This window comes from Lacipirellula sp., assembly GCF_965279485.1.
Lineage (GTDB): Bacteria > Planctomycetota > Planctomycetia > Pirellulales > Lacipirellulaceae > Lacipirellula.
This window is the reverse complement of sequence record NZ_CBDIIC010000001.1, coordinates 1,674,339-1,689,803: the sequence shown is the minus strand read 5'-3', so window position 1 is coordinate 1,689,803 and position 15,465 is coordinate 1,674,339. Positions and strand designations below refer to the sequence as shown.

Sequence of the window (15,465 nt, the reverse complement as noted above, 5' to 3'; positions counted from 1 at the left end):
GGGCAGCGCGCCAAGCGAGTGCCTCCCCTGAACCCCGAACCCTACCCCCCGAACCCTTTCAACAGAGACAAATGCCGCCCATTGCGGCCAATATGTATAGTCCCCAGCAACGTCAAACCGGGCCTGCCGACCGCAATCGCCCATTTCGCCCCGGCCGACAGGCCTGCCGACAATTTGCTGGCACTTTACCCAGTTTTCAACGATCATAGAACGACGGGCCAGACACCGACCGAGGCGAAGCTGTGCGCCGCGGTCGACGAGATTAGAAAGAGGCATCATCGATGAAGCGTAGCAATTGGCGGCTTTCCGCGATCTTGTGGTTCAAGCAACAGGGGACGGTCGCGCTCCTCGCCGCGGCTGGATTAGGCGCAACATCTGCGCAGTCTTTCGCCGACGTCGTCGGCATCGGCGATGTGACGCCCTCGAAAACTGTCGACGGCGAGACGGTTCCCGATCTCCCGCAATTTGGCGGCGCCGTTACGGGGGGAACGGTAACTGTCGGCGGTACTGGGCAGAACGTCGGCGGTACCGCTGCCGGCCAAATGACCATTGATATCCCTGCCGATACCGATCCGCTCGCCTCTGATAACGGGGTTATTGGCGGCAATCGATTTGGCCTCGGCCTCGTTCGCATCGTTGGCCTCAATTCAGAGTGGCGCGTCGGCCAGACGCTCATCGTTGCCGACCAGGGCCAAGGATTTCTTCAACTCGTCGCCGGCGCCCGGCTCGGCACCAATGGCTCCGGAAGCGGCGGCGGTACCGACGAATACGACCTCATCTTCGGCAACCAGGAAGGTGCGCAAGGCTTCGCGACTATCGACGGCTTCGCCTCGCTGATGGTCAATACGAACATCTCTATCGGCTTCAAGAGCTTCGGCGACTTGCGGCTCACAAATGGAGCACGCCTCGAAACGCTCCATACCGCCAGCATCGGCACGGAGATGGACCTCTCTAGCAGCAAAAACGATCTCGGCCAGGGTTATGTCTTGGTCGACGGCATCGGCACTCGCTGGAACGTCGGCTTCGTTGAGAACGGGCAGTCAGTCTCCGAAGATCTGGATTTCTTCATTGGCGAAGAGGGCCGCGGTACGCTCGAAATCACCAACCAGGGCCGCGTGCAAGTAGCCGACGACACCTACCTGGGCAGCGAGAATGGCGCCTACGGCGAGCTTATCGTCACCGGCCGCAACTCGATCATTTGGACCCGCGAGGAGATGTTCGTCGGCAGTGCCGTCGCTCCGACCCCGCCGGCTACGATTGGCTCCTACGGCACCGGCGTCGTCTACATCAACGACAACGGCATGGTCCGCAACGACACGTCGACGACGATCGCCCGCCTCGGCACGATCAACCTCAACGGCGGCACCTTGCTCACGCCGCTCGTCACCAACAACAGCGGCGTTATCCGCGGCGGAGGCACGGTCGATGCCGCTTCGGTCGTCAACAACGGCGACATTCGCAACACCGCCTCGACGATCAACCCGAACCTTCGCGAACGCCTCCTGTTCACGGGCGCGGTCACGAACAACGACAACATCGAGTCGATTGGCGGCGAGATGGAGTTCAAGGGCAACGTTACGAACAACTCGCCCAACGGCGACATTTACGGCAAGGATGCGATCTTCCGCTTCCTCGGCGCCAGCGGCCTGATCAACAACAGCCGCGTGACGCTCGATAACACGATCGTCGAATCGACCGTCTTCACCAACAACGCCGCGCTCGCCGTGCAAGCCGACGCGACGTCGACCATCATCGGCAACCTCACGCTGAGCGGTTCTAGCATCCTGGAGATGGACCTCGGTAGCGACTACAGCCAGCTGTGGGTAACCGGTACGGCTGATCTCGGCGGCATCTTGTCGTTGTCGCTGATTCCGAACTACGCTCCGAAGCTCGGCGATTCGTTCGAGATCCTTCGCAGCGACACGCTGGCCGGCTCGACGTTCGACGCGGTGATTAGCCCCGGCACGTTGTGGAACGTCACCTACCCAGGCGACAGCGTCTTCGTGACGTACGCCGGCATCGCGGGGCCAGGCGTCGGCGCCGATTTCAACGGCGACAACATCGTCGACGCCGCCGATCTCGCCGTGTGGAAGATGAACTACGGCGTCGGTCTGAACCCGCCGCCGCTCGCGACGAAGGCGCAAGGCGACGCCAACAACGACGGCAAAGTCGATGGCGCCGACTTCCTGCTGATTCAGCAGCAGTACGGCGGTCCGCCGGTCGCTGTCCCAGCCGCGGGCGGTTCGATCGTCGGCGTGCCGGAACCGAGTTCGTTGGTGCTCGCTGCCGCCGCGTTCGGCTTGCCGCTAGCAGCTCGCCGTCGTCGCAAGTAAGTCGCTGCCGTTTCCGCATCGCGACTAAATCGACGTTTGCGTTGATCGCCTCGATCACTGCAAATCGCGAATTGAAGTCAGCAACCTGACGCCGTGAGAGATCGCATTAGCGGCCTCTCACGGCGTCGTGCTATATTGCGGCGATGGAAAAGCGTGCAAATTTCGGCGATTCGTTTGGCGTCATCTTGCTCGTCATCGCGATCGTCGGCGGCGTCTGGATGCTCCGCGGCTCCGCGGGCTCAAGTTCCGCTCTAAAAGTCGGCACGCCGATGCCGCCGCTCGGCGTCGACGGTTGGTTGAACGTTCCCGAGGGCTTCGCGTTCGAACCCGCCGGCAAAGTGGTCGTCGTCGATCTGTGGGCGACTTGGTGCGGGCCATGCCGTGCGGAAATTCCCCGGCTCGCGAAGGTAGTCGAGAAGTACCGGCCGCTGGGCGTCGAGTTCGTCGGGCTGACGAGCGAATCAAAGCGCGACGTGCAGCGGATCGAAGAATTCGTCGCTGCGCGGCCCGAGTTCACCTGGCCCGTTGGCTGGGGGGCGATGGAGTTCTTCGACGCCTTGCCGATCGAAGGAATTCCGACCGTGATCGTCTTCGGTCGCGACGGCAAACTGCGCTGGTCGGCCGTCGGGGCAGGGCAGACGGGACTTGAGGCCGCCCTCGATGCAGCGCTCGCCGAAGCGGGGTGAGCATTGCTTTACTTAGCCCCGGGCTTCGCCCGGGGGTCGGTTTCCATACCGGTAGGCATTGCTGCGCGATGTGCAACCCCCGGGCGAAGCCCGGGGCTAATATTGCGGCGAGCATCACGAATGCCGTTAGTTCGTCAGCGGCTCGCGCACATACACCACCCGCGGCTTGTGCTTCCCCGAAGCCTTTAGCGTCGTGTAATCAGTCGCATACCGCAGCCGCTCACGGCGTCGTTCGGGGACGCGGAAATTATCCCCCTTCTGGAAGATCACCATCGGCAACGGCATCTCGCCGAAGGCCCGCGTCCCCGCGAGCTGAGCGGGGTACCAATAGCCTTTGCCTTCCTCGTCTTCCAGATAGAACTCGGCGTACTGATGGTTGTCGACCCACACCATGCGGGCCGGAACCTTCATCGTGCGGGCCATCGCGACGAATAACGCCGACAGGCCGTAACAGTCGGCCTCGCCGTCTTCGAGGGCTTTCGTCGCCGGCATATCCTCGGCGCCGTCCAGGTACTTCACCTTCGTGCGAACGAAGTCGTAGAGTGCTTCCACCTTCTGCCAGTCGGTGAGCTCGCCGATCTTGGCTTCAAGCTCCGCCAACTCTTCTTTAGTCTTTGGCTTCGGTTTTTCCTTCGCCGTCTTCTTCTTCGCGTCTTTGGCATCGCCCGCGTCGGCCGCGACCGAAGCTGCCGGCGCGATGGAGAGATTCGCGCTTCGAATCGCATTCGAATCAGCCGCCAGTTTGTCGCCTAGCGTCACGCGTTTTTCCAGCGCTTCGGCAACCGCATCGCGAATCTCGCGGTCGTTCACTTCGATGAACGGGCTCGACTTCACGAACAGCTTCAAGTCGCTCGGAGTCTTCGGCGGAATCCGCAGCCCGGCAGTTTCCGTCGGAGCATAGACGTGATCGGTTTGGATTTCGTAAGTCACCACGGCATTGGCCGTTTGCCGTGCGGGCAACTGCGGGATCGAAATCAACATTTGGTTCGCGCCCGGCTTCGACCGCTTGTCGTCCGGCAGCGTGCGGAAGTCCACCGTTCCGACGTCGGTGGGATATTCTTCTTCAATGATCTCCACGCGCTGCTCGGGACAAGAGAGCGGCGCCGCGACCATGATATAAATATTCTGAACCTCGCCACCCTTGGCCTCGACGCGTGCGCCGATCCGCATCCGCCGCGTGACAGGCGAGCCGTAGGTCGGTTGGCCAGCGCTTGGCTCGGCGTTCTTGGCGTCGTCGCTGGCCGCGTCCGGTTTATCGTCGGCGACAATGACGTCGGCCGCTGGTTTCTCGACGGCGTTTTGCGCGTCGGCAGCGGCGTGCAACATCGACGGCGCCGCAGCGAACGTCAGGGCGGCGGCGAACAAACGGCAGGGCAGGGGAGCGGTGCGAATTAACACGGAACACGAGTCCTGAGGTACGGAACAGTCCATACTCTCAGCATAGCCCAAGGCAAAAGCAGCGGCGAATTTGCCGGTCGTACCGCCCGCGACGATAAGCCGCATGTACTGGAGGTACTGCGTAATAAAAGCCACCGGCTCCGCCGGTGGACGCAGCAAAAGCACTGCCAACTAACACCTCGTCCACCGGCGGAGCCGGTGGCTTGGATTCGGCGTATTCTCTGAACCTCAATAAACGCAGAAAAACTCGAAGCCGCCCGACCGCGTTCAGGATGGCGCGGTGCGAACGGCTTCGAGTTCGTTAAATCAGACTGTGGGTCTCAAGCTTCGGCTTACATATCGCCGCCGGGCGTCGGGGCCGGCATCGCACCGCCCTGGATCACCTGCGGAGCCGACATGATCGCTCCGGCGCCGCCGCCAGAGCAACCGCAGCCTTCCGGAGACGCATAACCGCCGTCGCCGCCATAGCCCATCGTCACCATCCCGCCGGTGGCGCAGGGATCTGCGCACGGGTCCGCACACGGATCGACAGGCATGCACATTGGAGCTTGCGGCACGCACATCGGACCGGCCATCATCGGGGCCGATACCGGCATCGTCATGGGCGTTCCCATGGCGAGCGGGGCGCCCATCACGGCCGGAGCGGTCATAGCGGTCCCGCAAGGCGAGCCTTTGTGGAACAAATTTCTGCAGCGGCCGATGCAGCTCGAGCATCCGCTGCTCGCGGCGACGGTCGTCGCCAGCGCCATCAGAATCGTCAATTTCCTCATGACTTGGTTCTCCGCTGCCAGCGCACTGTAGCGAAGGCGTAGAAGGGGGGAGGGGTGTTTTGCTTCAGGAGGGCAAAACGGAGGGTCCGGCAACTCTACAACACGTGGAATGATGTGCAAACGCAACACGCGTTTTTTTTCGCCCTCATAGCTTCCGCCTGCGCGCAGAAAAAATGCTACGCTTGTGCGGGTCGTAGGTGCGCACCCGCCCAAAGGAGTTATTGGTCTCACTTCGGTGCGCCTGCCGTGCGGATTGGACGAAGTCTGCGCTAAACGGTCATGATGGAACGAGCAACAGATATGCTGAGACGCGGCGTCCTGCCGTTCGCGATGGCGATGCCGTTGGCATGCGCTACGGGCGATTCCCTCTTCGCGATGAACCACCCGCACCCGATCAAACAGGGCGGCGGAATCATTGACGCAGCGGCGTCGCGAACGCCCGGCTTCGCAAACGCATCGCTGCGCCGTCAGCAACAGGAAGACCAAGATCAAATCTTCCTGATTAATACTCGGAGCATCGGCACGCGCTGCGAAGGCGACGCGATGTGCTCCGGCTTGGTGTGCGAAACGCACGCAGGGCTCGGCGGTCCCTCTGGCTGGGAATCGCTGGGCTGGGAACAACTCTCCGCGGAACTCGCCAAGCCGACGCCGACAATCATTTACATTCACGGCAATCGCGTTGACTGCGGCTACTCGAAGTCGCACGGCCTCGCGATGTACCGTTCGCTCGCCAACCGTCGCCAAGACGATGGGCCAATCCGATTCATCATTTGGTCGTGGCCCTCGTCGCAAATTCGCGGGCAAGTGCGCGATTACCAGGTGAAGGCTGCTCGCACCAAGCAAGTCGGCTGGCAGCTCGCGTGGGCAATCGACCAGCTTCCCGCTGAAACGCCGCTCGCGGTGATCGGCTACAGCTACGGCGCCCGCGTTGCGACTGGTGCGCTGCACCTCCTCGCCGGCGGCCGACTCGGCTCGCTTGAGTTGAATGAACGTCTCCACCCCGAGCGCCCGCCAGTGCGAGCCGCCCTCGTCGCCGCCGCGCTCGACGCCAATTGGATCCGTCCCGGCGGCTACCACGGCCGCGCGCTTGAGCAAATCGACGAGTTGCTACTCGTCAACAATCATCTCGATCCCGCGATGCGGTTCTATCACCTCGCAATGGAAAGCGGCGCCCGCCCGCTCGGTTTCGGCGGCACCGGTGGCCTCGGCCAGTTCGCGACGCGCGTCCGTTCAGTCGACGTGACGAATTCCGTCGGCCGCCATCACGCGATCGAGGAGTATCTTTCCTCCTCCAGCCGTGTGACGCGCGTCCTGGAACAAGTCGCCCAGTTCCCGCCGCAACATCCGCAAGAGCCAACAATCGACGACGTCGAGGGCGCAGAAACAGAACTCGCCTCGCGCCCGTAATCCGTATGGGTGCCACTGGCGTGTCGCCAGTGTGAAGTGCCGAGCGAGTTTCCACTCCAGCACTGGCGACACGCCAGTGGCACCCCTAGGCAATCGCTAGCTTCCGGGACGGTGGCAAGCCGCGCCCCTCCCCGCCATACTAGACTGCATGAACCTCAGCCAAGCCTACCTCAGCGGCGAATGGATCCCGCTGCAAAACGCCCTCATCCCGCTCAGCGACGTCGGCTTCGGCCTCGGCGTCGTCGTCGTCGAACGCCTCCGCACGTTTGCCGGCCAACCCTTCCGCGTCGAAGAGCACCTCAAGCGTCTCCACCGCTCGCTAGAAATCGTCGGCTGGAACGCCGCCGCAATTGTCGACGAAGTTCGTGCAGCCGTCGCCGCTTTCCCCGACGTCAACGCGGAGCTGATGGCGCCGGGCGACGATTGGTACGTCGCCATCTTCGTCACGCCCGGCGATTCCCCCGCCGCGACGCAACCGCGGATTGGCGTCCACGGCGGCCCGCTGCCGTTCGCCGGGTGGGCCGACAAGTTTGAAACCGGCGTCGACACCGTCATCACCGAGGTCCGCCAAACCCCCGCCAACTGCTGGCCCCCCGAGCTGAAGTGCCGCAGCCGCATGCACTACTACCTCGCCGACCAGGAAGCCGCCCACCGCCAACTCGGCGCCCGCGCTGTCCTCCTCGACCAAAAAGGTTTCATCGGCGAGGCGTCGACCGCTAACGTCGTCGCCTACTACGCCGATCGCGGCATCGTCACTCCGCGCATCGACGGCGTCCTGCCCGGCATCAGTCAGCAGGTGCTGTTTGAACTCGCCGACGCGGCCGGCATCTCCCATACGGAGGCTGATCTCACGCCCGCCGAGTTCGCGCGAGCGGACGAGCTGTTCATCACCAGCACCTCGATCTGCCTGCAACCCATCGTCCGCGTCGACGGCCAACCCATCGGCAACGCCCAACCCGGCCCCATCTACAAAAAGCTGCTCGCCGCCTGGAGTGAGGAGGTCGGCGTCGACATCGCCGCCCAAGCGAAGCAATTCGCCACCCGGTAGCCGCGGGTCAACGACCCGCCGGAGCGAACCGCGCAAAGCTCACCACAAAGGCACGACGGCCACAAAGAAGCGCAAAGAACGCATTTGAATAGAAATCGGCCACCCATGTCGCTATACTGTTCGTTTGTGTACGTTTGTCGGCCGTTGGGTATTCATTGTCGCGGCCATTAGCCGCGTGTCGCGGGCGATGCGAGTGATAACCCCACACGCCGCAACGACTTAGCATTAATGTCGCCAAAAATGCGTTGAGGCGACATAAAGCGACGCGACACCAGCCGCGGCTCAACGAGCCGCCGGAACGGTCGCACTCTACGTTCGAAGGGGTCGGGAGCCTTTTGCCACTGGGAGGTTTCTTGGCGTGGAGAGTCGCCAGTGGCAAAAGGCTCCCGACCCCCTCAGGCCTCCAAGCCATCGCGGCCCGTCCTCGCCTATATCACCCGTACCCCTTCCGCTAGAATTGCGAGTCTCGCGACTCAATCCCAACGCTAACGCCTTTCAACAGCCATGTTCGAAGCCCTCCAAGACGGTCTCTCCAGCGCCTTCAAAACCCTCCGCGGGCAAGGAAAGCTCTCCGAATCGAACATGCGCGACGGGCTGAAGCTCGTCGAACGCTCGCTCCTTGAAGCCGACGTCAGCTTCGCGGTCGTCCGCGACTTCATGAAGCGCGTCAACGAAGAGGCGGTCGGCGAAGCGGTCCTCAAGTCGCTCAATCCAAGCCAGCAAGTCGTCGGCGTCGTTTACCAGGCGCTCGTCGATTTCATGGGCCCGGTCGACCACTCGCTCCACCTCAAGGGGAAAGGCGAGCTAACGACCATCATGATGTGCGGCCTGCAGGGCTCGGGTAAAACGACGACCACCGGCAAGCTCGGCCGCCAGCTCAAGGCGGCGGGCCGTATGCCGTTGATGGTCGCGTGCGACTTGCAGCGTCCTGGCGCCATCGATCAGCTCCATATTCTCGGCGAACAACTCGAAGTCCCCGTTTTTTCCGATCGGGCTCAGAAAGATCCCGTTGCCGTCACGAAGGCCGCCCAGGCCCACGCGAAGAAGATCGGCGCCGACGTCCTGCTGCTCGATACGGCCGGCCGGCTCCACGTCGACGAAGCTCTCATGGAAGAGCTCAAGCGGGTCGACCGCCAGGCGATGCCCGACCAGGTGCTGCTCGTCATCGACAGCATGACCGGCCAAGACGCGGTCAACAGTGCACAGGCGTTTAACGACGCCCTCGAACTCGACGGCGTCATTCTCACGAAGCTCGACGGCGACGCCCGCGGTGGCGCCGCCCTTTCGGTGAAGCATGTCACCGGCGTGCCGATCAAGTACATCGGCGTCGGCGAGCACCTCGACGCCCTCGAAGAATTCCATCCCGACCGGATGGCCGGCCGTATCCTGGGCCAGGGCGATATCCTCACGCTCGTCGAAAAGGCGCAGCGCGAGTTCGACCAGGACGAGATGGCCCGCCAGGAAGAGCGGCTGCGGAAGGGCGAGTTCACGCTCGACGACTTCCGCAAGCAAATGAGTCAGATCAGCCGGCTCGGCCCGCTCCAGAAGATCATGGGCATGATCCCCGGCATGGGCGGTCTGATGAAGCACCTCGACAACGTCGACGCCGAACAGGGCATGCGGCGGATGCTCGGCATCGTCGACTCGATGACGGCCGACGAAAAGCGGAATCCTTCCAAGGTGATCGACCAGAACCGCCGCCGCCGCATCGCCGCAGGCTCCGGCGTTCAGCCGCACGAGGTGAACGAACTGGTCAAGCAGTTCGACGCCATGTCCCAGGTGATGACCGCCATGGCGGGCAAGGGCGCTCGCGACCGCATGAAAATGGTCCGCGACCTGCAAAACGGCGCCATGGCGAATCCCGGCGGCCAATTGACCCGGCAAAAACAGGCCTCGGGCAAGCGGCTCAGCCCGCAGGAGAAGGCGAAGCAGAAAAAACAGCGGGAAAAAGAGATGCGTAAGCGTCGCCGCGACGAAAAAGGTGGGGGGGCAAACCCCAAGGAGTGAGGCTTTTCGGGTTAACTTGTCATTCCGAGCGGAGCGAGGAATCTAGCCGGACCCCTCGGAGTACCTCGGGGTGACAGCTGCAAGGGCCTTCGGCAGGGTAGGTACAGTAACCCCGGGGTAACAGTTGATGGTCCAAAAAACCTTTGCGAGACCCCACTTGCCAAATACCCCCACATTCTGACAAGATACTGGATTCCCGTCTGGCCCCTAAGCTATGCCTGGGCGGGCACTTGTGAAACGCGAAGGCGGTTCACGTAACGATTACCGAGGAGATTGAACGTGGCGGTATGCATCCGCATGAAGAAGATGGGCCGCACCCATCGCGCCTTCTTTCGTATTTGTGCGACCGACAAGCGCGCTCCGCGCGACGGTCGCGTCCTGGAAGAGTTGGGCACTTACGACCCGTCGGTTCCTGATACCGACGCGCGGGCATTGTTCAACAAGGAACGCGTCGCTCATTGGCTCAGCGTTGGCGCTCAGCCGAGCGAGAAGGTCGCCATCCTGATCAAGAAGTACGGCCCGGAAGGGACGCACCTGGAGCAGCAGACCAAGGCGCTGGAAAAGCTGAAGGGCCCGAAGTCGATTCCCGACGCCGGCCCCGCCGCTCCGTCACGCAAGAAGTTGGCTGAAGAAGCTGCCGCGAAGGCCGCTGAAGAAGCCGCGGCCGCGAAGGCTGCCGAAGAGGCGGCTGCTGCCGCTGAAGCTCCGGCTGCTGAAGAGGCTCCGGCCGAATCGGCTGAAGGTTAATCACACGGCGAGCAGCCAAGGAGCCGTCTAACCATGCGGTTCGACGTCCTCACGCTGTTCCCCGAAATGTTCTCGGGCTACCTGACGCAGAGCTTGCTGAAGCTCGCGATCGAGCGATCCATCGTTTCGGTCGACCTTCACAACATCCGCGACTGGGCTCAAGACAAACACCACTCGGTCGACGACCGTCCCTACGGGGGCGGGCCTGGCATGGTGATCATGCCGGGGCCCGCGGTCGAAGCGGTCGAAGCGGTGCAAAAGATGGATGTAACGCCGGGGCGAGTCGTCATGCTCACCCCGCAGGGCCGGCCGCTTAACCAGCGGCTGGTCGAAGAGTTGGCGACCCATCCGCGGCTGCTCCTGATGTGCGGCCGCTACGAAGGGTTCGACCAGCGCGTGATCGACATTTTGGAGCCTGAGGAAGTCTCGATCGGCGACTTCATCATCAACGGCGGCGAAGTCGCCGCGATGGTGGTGATCGACTCGGTCATCCGACTGGTTCCAGGCGTGTTGGGCGACGAAGACAGCGGCCGGTACGATTCGTTTTCAACTGGCAACCGACTGTTGGAGTTTGCTCAGTACACCCGTCCGCGGGAGTATCGGGGACTGCAAGTTCCCGAGGTCTTGCTGGCGGGCGATCATCAGAAGATTGCCAAGTGGCGCGAAGAAAGCAGCTTGCAGCGGACGAGAAAGCAGCGTCCCGACTTGCTGAACGAATAGAAACACTTCGCTACGGGGAGCATCGACTGTTCTCTGTAGTCAATTTCCAAATCGCATTTGCTTACGGATTGCCAAGATGAGCCAGCAAATCCTCGCTAGCGTCGAGAAGTCGAGCCTCAAGCCGGCCGACCAGATTCAGAAGTTCGAGATCGGCGACACCGTCGACATCCACACGAAGATCCTTGAAGGCGAGAAGGAACGCATTCAGGTCTTCTCGGGCATCGTGATCGCTCGCAGCGGTTCGGGCTCGAAGGAAATGTTCACGGTCCGTCGCATCGTCGCCGGCGAAGGCGTTGAGCGGAAGTTCCCGCTCCACTCGCCGCGCATCGCGAAGATCGACGTGAAGCGCAGCGCCGTCGTCCGCCGGGCGAAGCTCTACTACATGCGGGAACGCTCGGGCAAGTCGGCCCGTCTGCGTGAACGCCGCAGCGAGCAAGCCGGTACCGACAAGAAGTAGCCAATTTCTTGTTGATCGCTGGCTGATTGGGGCTAGGCTGGGACTTGCTTCCCGCCGCGTCCTGTAGCCGGCATGCTGGCGGGAATGGCGTGCAACGCATCGCTTCCTTCCCTCGGCACGGTCATGACGCTTCGGCAGTGGTTCGGGCTCCGCTGGCGACCGCTCACCTTCGGTGAGCAGGGCGAACGCGCTGCCGCACGATTCTTACGCCGGTTGGGTTACCGCATCGTGGTGACCCGCCGGCGTTTGCGTTATGGCGAGATCGATGTCATTGCCGTCGACGGCCGCAGCGTCGTCTTCGTCGAAGTGAAGACTCGCCGGAGCGCCGCGATTCGTCCCGCCCTCTCCGTCGATGCGGTTCGTCGCCAGCGAATGACCCGCGCCGCAGTCGCGTTTCTGAAGTCGCACGGCTTGCTGCAAAAGTGTCCGGCTCGGTTCGATATCGTCGAAGTCATTTGGCCGGCGGGCGACCCGCGGCCGAGCGTCGTGCACCATCCGAATGCATTCCAGGCGGAAGGGCGGGGGCAGTTCTTTGCATAGGCAACGCCAACGGGGTCGGGAGTCTTTTGCCACTGGTGAGACTGCGTTGAATGGGAAGCCGCCAGTGGCAAAAAGCTCCCGACCCCTTCCATGCCTCAACCCCGCTGTGGTCGCCGACTTCGCAACGTGGCCAATTCTCAGGACTGCGCGCCTCGCACTTTCCCGACTAGAATAGACAGGTCCGCGACAGCCAGGCTGGCGCCCCGCGGACCGTTTCTCCCACCTTCGCGCCCCACATCACGGAAGGCCCCGCAGCGTATGACCAAGCATATTTTCGTGACCGGCGGTGTCGTCAGCTCTCTCGGCAAGGGCCTTACCAGCGCCTCGATCGGCATGCTGCTCGAACGCCGCGGCCTCAAGGTGCGGATGCAGAAGCTCGATCCGTACATCAACGTCGATCCGGGCACGATGAGCCCCTACCAGCACGGCGAGGTCTATGTCCTCGACGACGGTAGCGAGACCGATCTCGACCTGGGGCACTACGAGCGATTCACCAATTCGCCGCTGACGCGAGATTCGAACTACACGACCGGCCAAATCTACCAATCGGTCATCAATAAAGAACGCGCCGGCGAGTTCCTCGGCAAGACAGTGCAGGTCATCCCGCACATCACCAACGAAATCAAGTCGGTGATTCATCGCCTGGGCGAAGGCGACGTCGATGTCGTCATCACCGAAATCGGCGGCACCGTCGGCGATATCGAGAGCCTGCCGTTCCTCGAAGCGATCCGCCAGTTCTCGCTCGACGTCGGCAAGCAGAATTGCCTCTACATTCACCTCACGCTGGTGCCGTACCTCAAGGCGGCCCGCGAACTGAAGACGAAACCGACGCAACACTCGGTCGGCCAGCTCCGCGAGATCGGCATCCAGCCCGACGTGCTTATCTGCCGCACTGAGCAACCGATCAGCCGCGAAGACCGCGAGAAGATCGCCCTCTTCTGCAACATCTCGATCGACGCCGTCATTGAAGAACGCGACAAAGATTTTTCGATCTACGAAGTGCCGCTCAGCCTCGTCGAGCACAAGCTCGACGGGCTTATCTGCAAGCAACTCGGCTTGAAGACGCCGGAGCCGGTAATCGACGATTGGCGTGAACTCCTTCGCCGCCTTCGCAATCCCGACCACGAGGTGAGCATCGCCGTCGTCGGCAAGTACGCCGAGCATCGTGACGCCTACAAGTCGATTTACGAATCGATCGATCACGCCGGCATGGCGAACTCGTCGCAGGTTCGCATCGCCCGCATCAAGAGCGAAGAGCTCGAAGCCGAAGGGCCCGAGCGGATGCTTGCCGGCTACGACGGCATCCTGGTGCCGGGCGGGTTCGGCGAGCGCGGCATCGAAGGCAAGATTGCCGCGATCCGCTACGCTCGCGAGAAGGGCGTCCCCTTCTTCGGCATCTGCCTCGGCATGCAGTGCGCTGTCATCGAGTTTGCCCGCAACGTCTGCGGACTCGAAGGCGCCCACTCAACCGAGTTCGACAAAGAGACCCGCCACGGCGTCATCTGTTTGCTCGACGACCAGAAGACCGTCACCGACAAGGGGGGCACGATGCGACTCGGCGCCTACCCCGCGAAGCTCGATCCGGAAAGCCATTCGGCGAAGGCTTACGGCGCTGAGGAAGTGTCGGAGCGGCATCGCCATCGGTACGAACTCAACAATGTCTACCGCCAGCAGTTCACCGCCAACGGCATGATGATCGCCGGCAAGAGCCCAGACGGCACGCTGGCCGAAATCGTCGAATTGCCGGGGCACCGCTGGTTCGTGGCGGTGCAGTATCACCCCGAGTTCAAGTCGAAGCCGACCGACGCCCACCCGCTGTTCGCCGGTTTCGTGCGGGCTGCGATCGACCATCACGCCGCCAAGCACGCGAGCGGCGAAGGCAAGAAAGCGGCTCCCCGTTCCACTCATCAAGAAGCGTAACGACTTTCCACGACTGGCGACGAACTATGAGCGACGCGAAGAAAATCATCATCGACGAAGATTGGAAGTCGCAGGTCGAGGCCGAGAAAGAAGCGGCCAAGCATCCTGTTGCCGGCGCGGAAGGTCTCGGCGATGAGATGTCGGCTCACGACGGCGAGTTGCCGGAGGCGTCGTTCGAGCTGCTGATCTCGACCTTCGTCACCGAAGCGATGGTGGCGCTCGGGCAGTTTCCGCATCCGGGCACCGGCGAGATTGCCGCCGATCCGGGGCATGCGAAGTTCGCGATCGACATGATCGGCGTCATTGCCGACAAGACCAAGGGAAATCTCAGTCCCATGGAAGAGCAGGGGCTGCAAGACCTGCTCCATCAACTGCGGATGACTTACGTCGCCGCGACGCAGGGTCAGTAATCTAAGCCCGTGGCTTGGGGCAATAAAAAAACCGCGCCCAGCCAGCAGGAGATGCGGGTCTCCTTTGCCGATTAGCCTACCGTTAGACTTGCATCCCGAACCGGGTGACAACGGACGGGTGGCGTGTGGCTAACCGTGCCAGCCAGGCGCGGATTGTATGGTGGAAGCTTCTCGCTTCGCTGTCGTTACTCCGTTAACTGGTCGAACAGCTGCCGGAAGCCCGGCATCTGATCTCCGATATGTTGGCTCCAGCTCTCTGGCCGCCAGATTTCTACGCAAACCGCGGCGCCGACGATCAATACGTCTCCGCCTGGCTCGACTCCCAGGAACTCCCGAAACGCGTCGGGAATCGCGATCCGTCCGCGGCCGGCAATCGGCAGCGAGTAGTGGCGAGTCGATAGCAGCCGCCCCACGAGCTGAACGCTCTCTGTGCGACGATCGAGCCGCCCGCTGCGGATCTTGCTTTGCAACAGCTCGACGCCGTTGCTCAGCCAGCCTTGCCACTGCTTGGTGTTCCACAGGCTGAGGCATCCCGGCCGTTCCTTGGCCAAGGTGCAGTTCGCCGTGTCGCCAGCGAGTGGTTCGACCCATTCCGGCGGGAGCGAGAGGCGGAAGCGATCGTCGATCGTTCGGGGCCACTCGCCGAGGAACAGGTCAAAGGAATCGGTCATGCCGTCCCGGCGGTTGCTTGAAATCCCTCCGTGTGTCGCAGTGGGCAATTTACCCACCTAAGATACTATTTTGATTGCCTTGTTGGGCTTCCATTCCCAGTTGGCGTTGTGTGGCTGATTCTACCCGTCGCGCGCTCGCTCGCAAGCCCCCGCCAGAGGGATTTGCTAGCATTCCGCATGATTTCGCTCGCAGTCACGCACTTCACCATCAGTAAAGTTACGGCAGTCGCCCCACTTTCTCATTTTTCGTCCATACCGCCGGAACTCGGGTGGCGTCGTTTGGTTGGAACCCGTATTCCTTGCGTTTCAGAAAGAGATCCCTGCTGCAATTTCCTGCGCACTCACCACATT

At 62.3% G+C, this 15,465-nt stretch carries 15 protein-coding genes; 12 read left to right on the top strand and 3 right to left on the bottom strand.

Translation table 11 applies throughout. The features are described 5' to 3' along the window. Nucleotides 1-281: 281 nt before the first annotated feature. Nucleotides 282-2,333 (top strand): dockerin type I domain-containing protein, encoded by a 2,052-nt coding sequence (locus tag ACQY7R_RS07115; RefSeq protein WP_428304899.1) that lies wholly within the window; start codon nt 282-284, stop codon nt 2,331-2,333. Nucleotides 2,334-2,476: 143 nt separating this feature from the next. Then, nucleotides 2,477-3,019 carry a redoxin family protein gene (locus tag ACQY7R_RS07110; protein ID WP_428304898.1) on the top strand — a complete coding sequence of 181 codons (543 nt, stop codon included), beginning with the start codon at nt 2,477-2,479 and terminating at the stop codon, nt 3,017-3,019. Nucleotides 3,020-3,145: 126 nt separating this feature from the next. Here ACQY7R_RS07110 and ACQY7R_RS07105 read toward each other — a convergent pair whose 3' ends face one another. Then, nucleotides 3,146-4,417 (bottom strand): transglutaminase-like domain-containing protein, encoded by a 1,272-nt coding sequence (locus ACQY7R_RS07105; protein WP_428304897.1) that lies wholly within the window; start codon nt 4,415-4,417, stop codon nt 3,146-3,148. A 332-nt stretch (nt 4,418-4,749) separates the two neighbouring features. Beyond that, nucleotides 4,750-4,953, bottom strand: coding sequence for a hypothetical protein (locus tag ACQY7R_RS07100; RefSeq protein WP_428304896.1), 204 nt, complete (start codon nt 4,951-4,953; stop codon nt 4,750-4,752). Between ACQY7R_RS07100 and ACQY7R_RS07095 the strand changes: the two genes are divergently transcribed. The 10 genes from ACQY7R_RS07095 to ACQY7R_RS07050 all read left to right on the top strand — a co-directional run bounded on the left by ACQY7R_RS07095 (nt 4,952) and on the right by ACQY7R_RS07050 (nt 14,443). Continuing rightward, nucleotides 4,952-5,218, top strand: coding sequence for a hypothetical protein (locus ACQY7R_RS07095; RefSeq protein ID WP_428304895.1), 267 nt, complete (start codon nt 4,952-4,954; stop codon nt 5,216-5,218). The genes ACQY7R_RS07100 and ACQY7R_RS07095 overlap by 2 nt on opposite strands. Nucleotides 5,219-5,487: 269 nt before the next feature. Continuing rightward, complete coding sequence (locus tag ACQY7R_RS07090) at nt 5,488-6,594, top strand: hypothetical protein (RefSeq protein ID WP_428304894.1); 1,107 nt, start codon at nt 5,488-5,490, stop codon at nt 6,592-6,594. Between the two features lie 148 nt (nt 6,595-6,742). Continuing rightward, nucleotides 6,743-7,642 carry an aminotransferase class IV gene (locus ACQY7R_RS07085; RefSeq protein ID WP_428304893.1) on the top strand — a complete coding sequence of 300 codons (900 nt, stop codon included), beginning with the start codon at nt 6,743-6,745 and terminating at the stop codon, nt 7,640-7,642. A gap of 504 nt (nt 7,643-8,146) precedes the next feature. Continuing rightward, entirely contained in the window at nt 8,147-9,649 is a 1,503-nt protein-coding gene (gene ffh, locus ACQY7R_RS07080) for a signal recognition particle protein (RefSeq protein ID WP_428304892.1), read from the top strand. Nucleotides 9,650-9,928: 279 nt separating this feature from the next. Beyond that, nucleotides 9,929-10,396 (top strand): 30S ribosomal protein S16, encoded by a 468-nt coding sequence (gene rpsP, locus ACQY7R_RS07075; RefSeq protein WP_428304891.1) that lies wholly within the window; start codon nt 9,929-9,931, stop codon nt 10,394-10,396. A 33-nt stretch (nt 10,397-10,429) separates the two neighbouring features. Continuing rightward, a complete protein-coding gene (trmD, locus tag ACQY7R_RS07070) occupies nt 10,430-11,116 on the top strand; it encodes a tRNA (guanosine(37)-N1)-methyltransferase TrmD (RefSeq protein WP_428304890.1) in 687 nt (228 codons plus the stop codon). Between the two features lie 76 nt (nt 11,117-11,192). Next, nucleotides 11,193-11,573: a 50S ribosomal protein L19 gene (gene rplS / locus ACQY7R_RS07065; protein ID WP_428304889.1), complete on the top strand. Its 381-nt coding sequence runs from the start codon at nt 11,193-11,195 to the stop codon at nt 11,571-11,573. 123 nt (nt 11,574-11,696) lie between these two features. Next, complete coding sequence (locus tag ACQY7R_RS07060) at nt 11,697-12,113, top strand: YraN family protein (protein ID WP_428304888.1); 417 nt, start codon at nt 11,697-11,699, stop codon at nt 12,111-12,113. A gap of 258 nt (nt 12,114-12,371) precedes the next feature. Beyond that, a complete protein-coding gene (locus ACQY7R_RS07055; protein WP_428304887.1) occupies nt 12,372-14,033 on the top strand; it encodes a CTP synthase in 1,662 nt (553 codons plus the stop codon). A gap of 26 nt (nt 14,034-14,059) precedes the next feature. Beyond that, entirely contained in the window at nt 14,060-14,443 is a 384-nt protein-coding gene (locus ACQY7R_RS07050) for a DUF1844 domain-containing protein (RefSeq protein WP_428304886.1), read from the top strand. Nucleotides 14,444-14,628: 185 nt separating this feature from the next. Here the strand turns inward: ACQY7R_RS07050 and ACQY7R_RS07045 are convergent, their stop codons facing one another. Further along, a complete protein-coding gene (locus ACQY7R_RS07045) occupies nt 14,629-15,114 on the bottom strand; it encodes a division/cell wall cluster transcriptional repressor MraZ (RefSeq protein ID WP_428304885.1) in 486 nt (161 codons plus the stop codon). Nucleotides 15,115-15,465: the final 351 nt, after the last annotated feature.

What these genes read in the sequence shown, in the direction of transcription:
- ACQY7R_RS07085 (WP_428304893.1), top strand. Translation starts at nt 6,743, where the DNA reads ATGAACCTCAGCCAAGCCTACCTCAGCGGCGAATGGATCCCGCTGCAA.
- ACQY7R_RS07060 (WP_428304888.1), top strand. Translation starts at nt 11,697, where the DNA reads ATGACGCTTCGGCAGTGGTTCGGGCTCCGCTGGCGACCGCTCACCTTC.
- ACQY7R_RS07055 (WP_428304887.1), top strand. Translation starts at nt 12,372, where the DNA reads ATGACCAAGCATATTTTCGTGACCGGCGGTGTCGTCAGCTCTCTCGGC.
- ACQY7R_RS07100 (WP_428304896.1), bottom strand. Translation starts at nt 4,953, where the DNA reads ATGCCTGTCGATCCGTGTGCGGACCCGTGCGCAGATCCCTGCGCCACC.
- ACQY7R_RS07090 (WP_428304894.1), top strand. Translation starts at nt 5,488, where the DNA reads ATGCTGAGACGCGGCGTCCTGCCGTTCGCGATGGCGATGCCGTTGGCA.
- ACQY7R_RS07110 (WP_428304898.1), top strand. Translation starts at nt 2,477, where the DNA reads ATGGAAAAGCGTGCAAATTTCGGCGATTCGTTTGGCGTCATCTTGCTC.
- ACQY7R_RS07050 (WP_428304886.1), top strand. Translation starts at nt 14,060, where the DNA reads ATGAGCGACGCGAAGAAAATCATCATCGACGAAGATTGGAAGTCGCAG.
- ACQY7R_RS07115 (WP_428304899.1), top strand. Translation starts at nt 282, where the DNA reads ATGAAGCGTAGCAATTGGCGGCTTTCCGCGATCTTGTGGTTCAAGCAA.
- ffh (WP_428304892.1), top strand. Translation starts at nt 8,147, where the DNA reads ATGTTCGAAGCCCTCCAAGACGGTCTCTCCAGCGCCTTCAAAACCCTC.
- trmD (WP_428304890.1), top strand. Translation starts at nt 10,430, where the DNA reads ATGCGGTTCGACGTCCTCACGCTGTTCCCCGAAATGTTCTCGGGCTAC.
- ACQY7R_RS07045 (WP_428304885.1), bottom strand. Translation starts at nt 15,114, where the DNA reads ATGACCGATTCCTTTGACCTGTTCCTCGGCGAGTGGCCCCGAACGATC.
- ACQY7R_RS07095 (WP_428304895.1), top strand. Translation starts at nt 4,952, where the DNA reads ATGCACATTGGAGCTTGCGGCACGCACATCGGACCGGCCATCATCGGG.
- rplS (WP_428304889.1), top strand. Translation starts at nt 11,193, where the DNA reads ATGAGCCAGCAAATCCTCGCTAGCGTCGAGAAGTCGAGCCTCAAGCCG.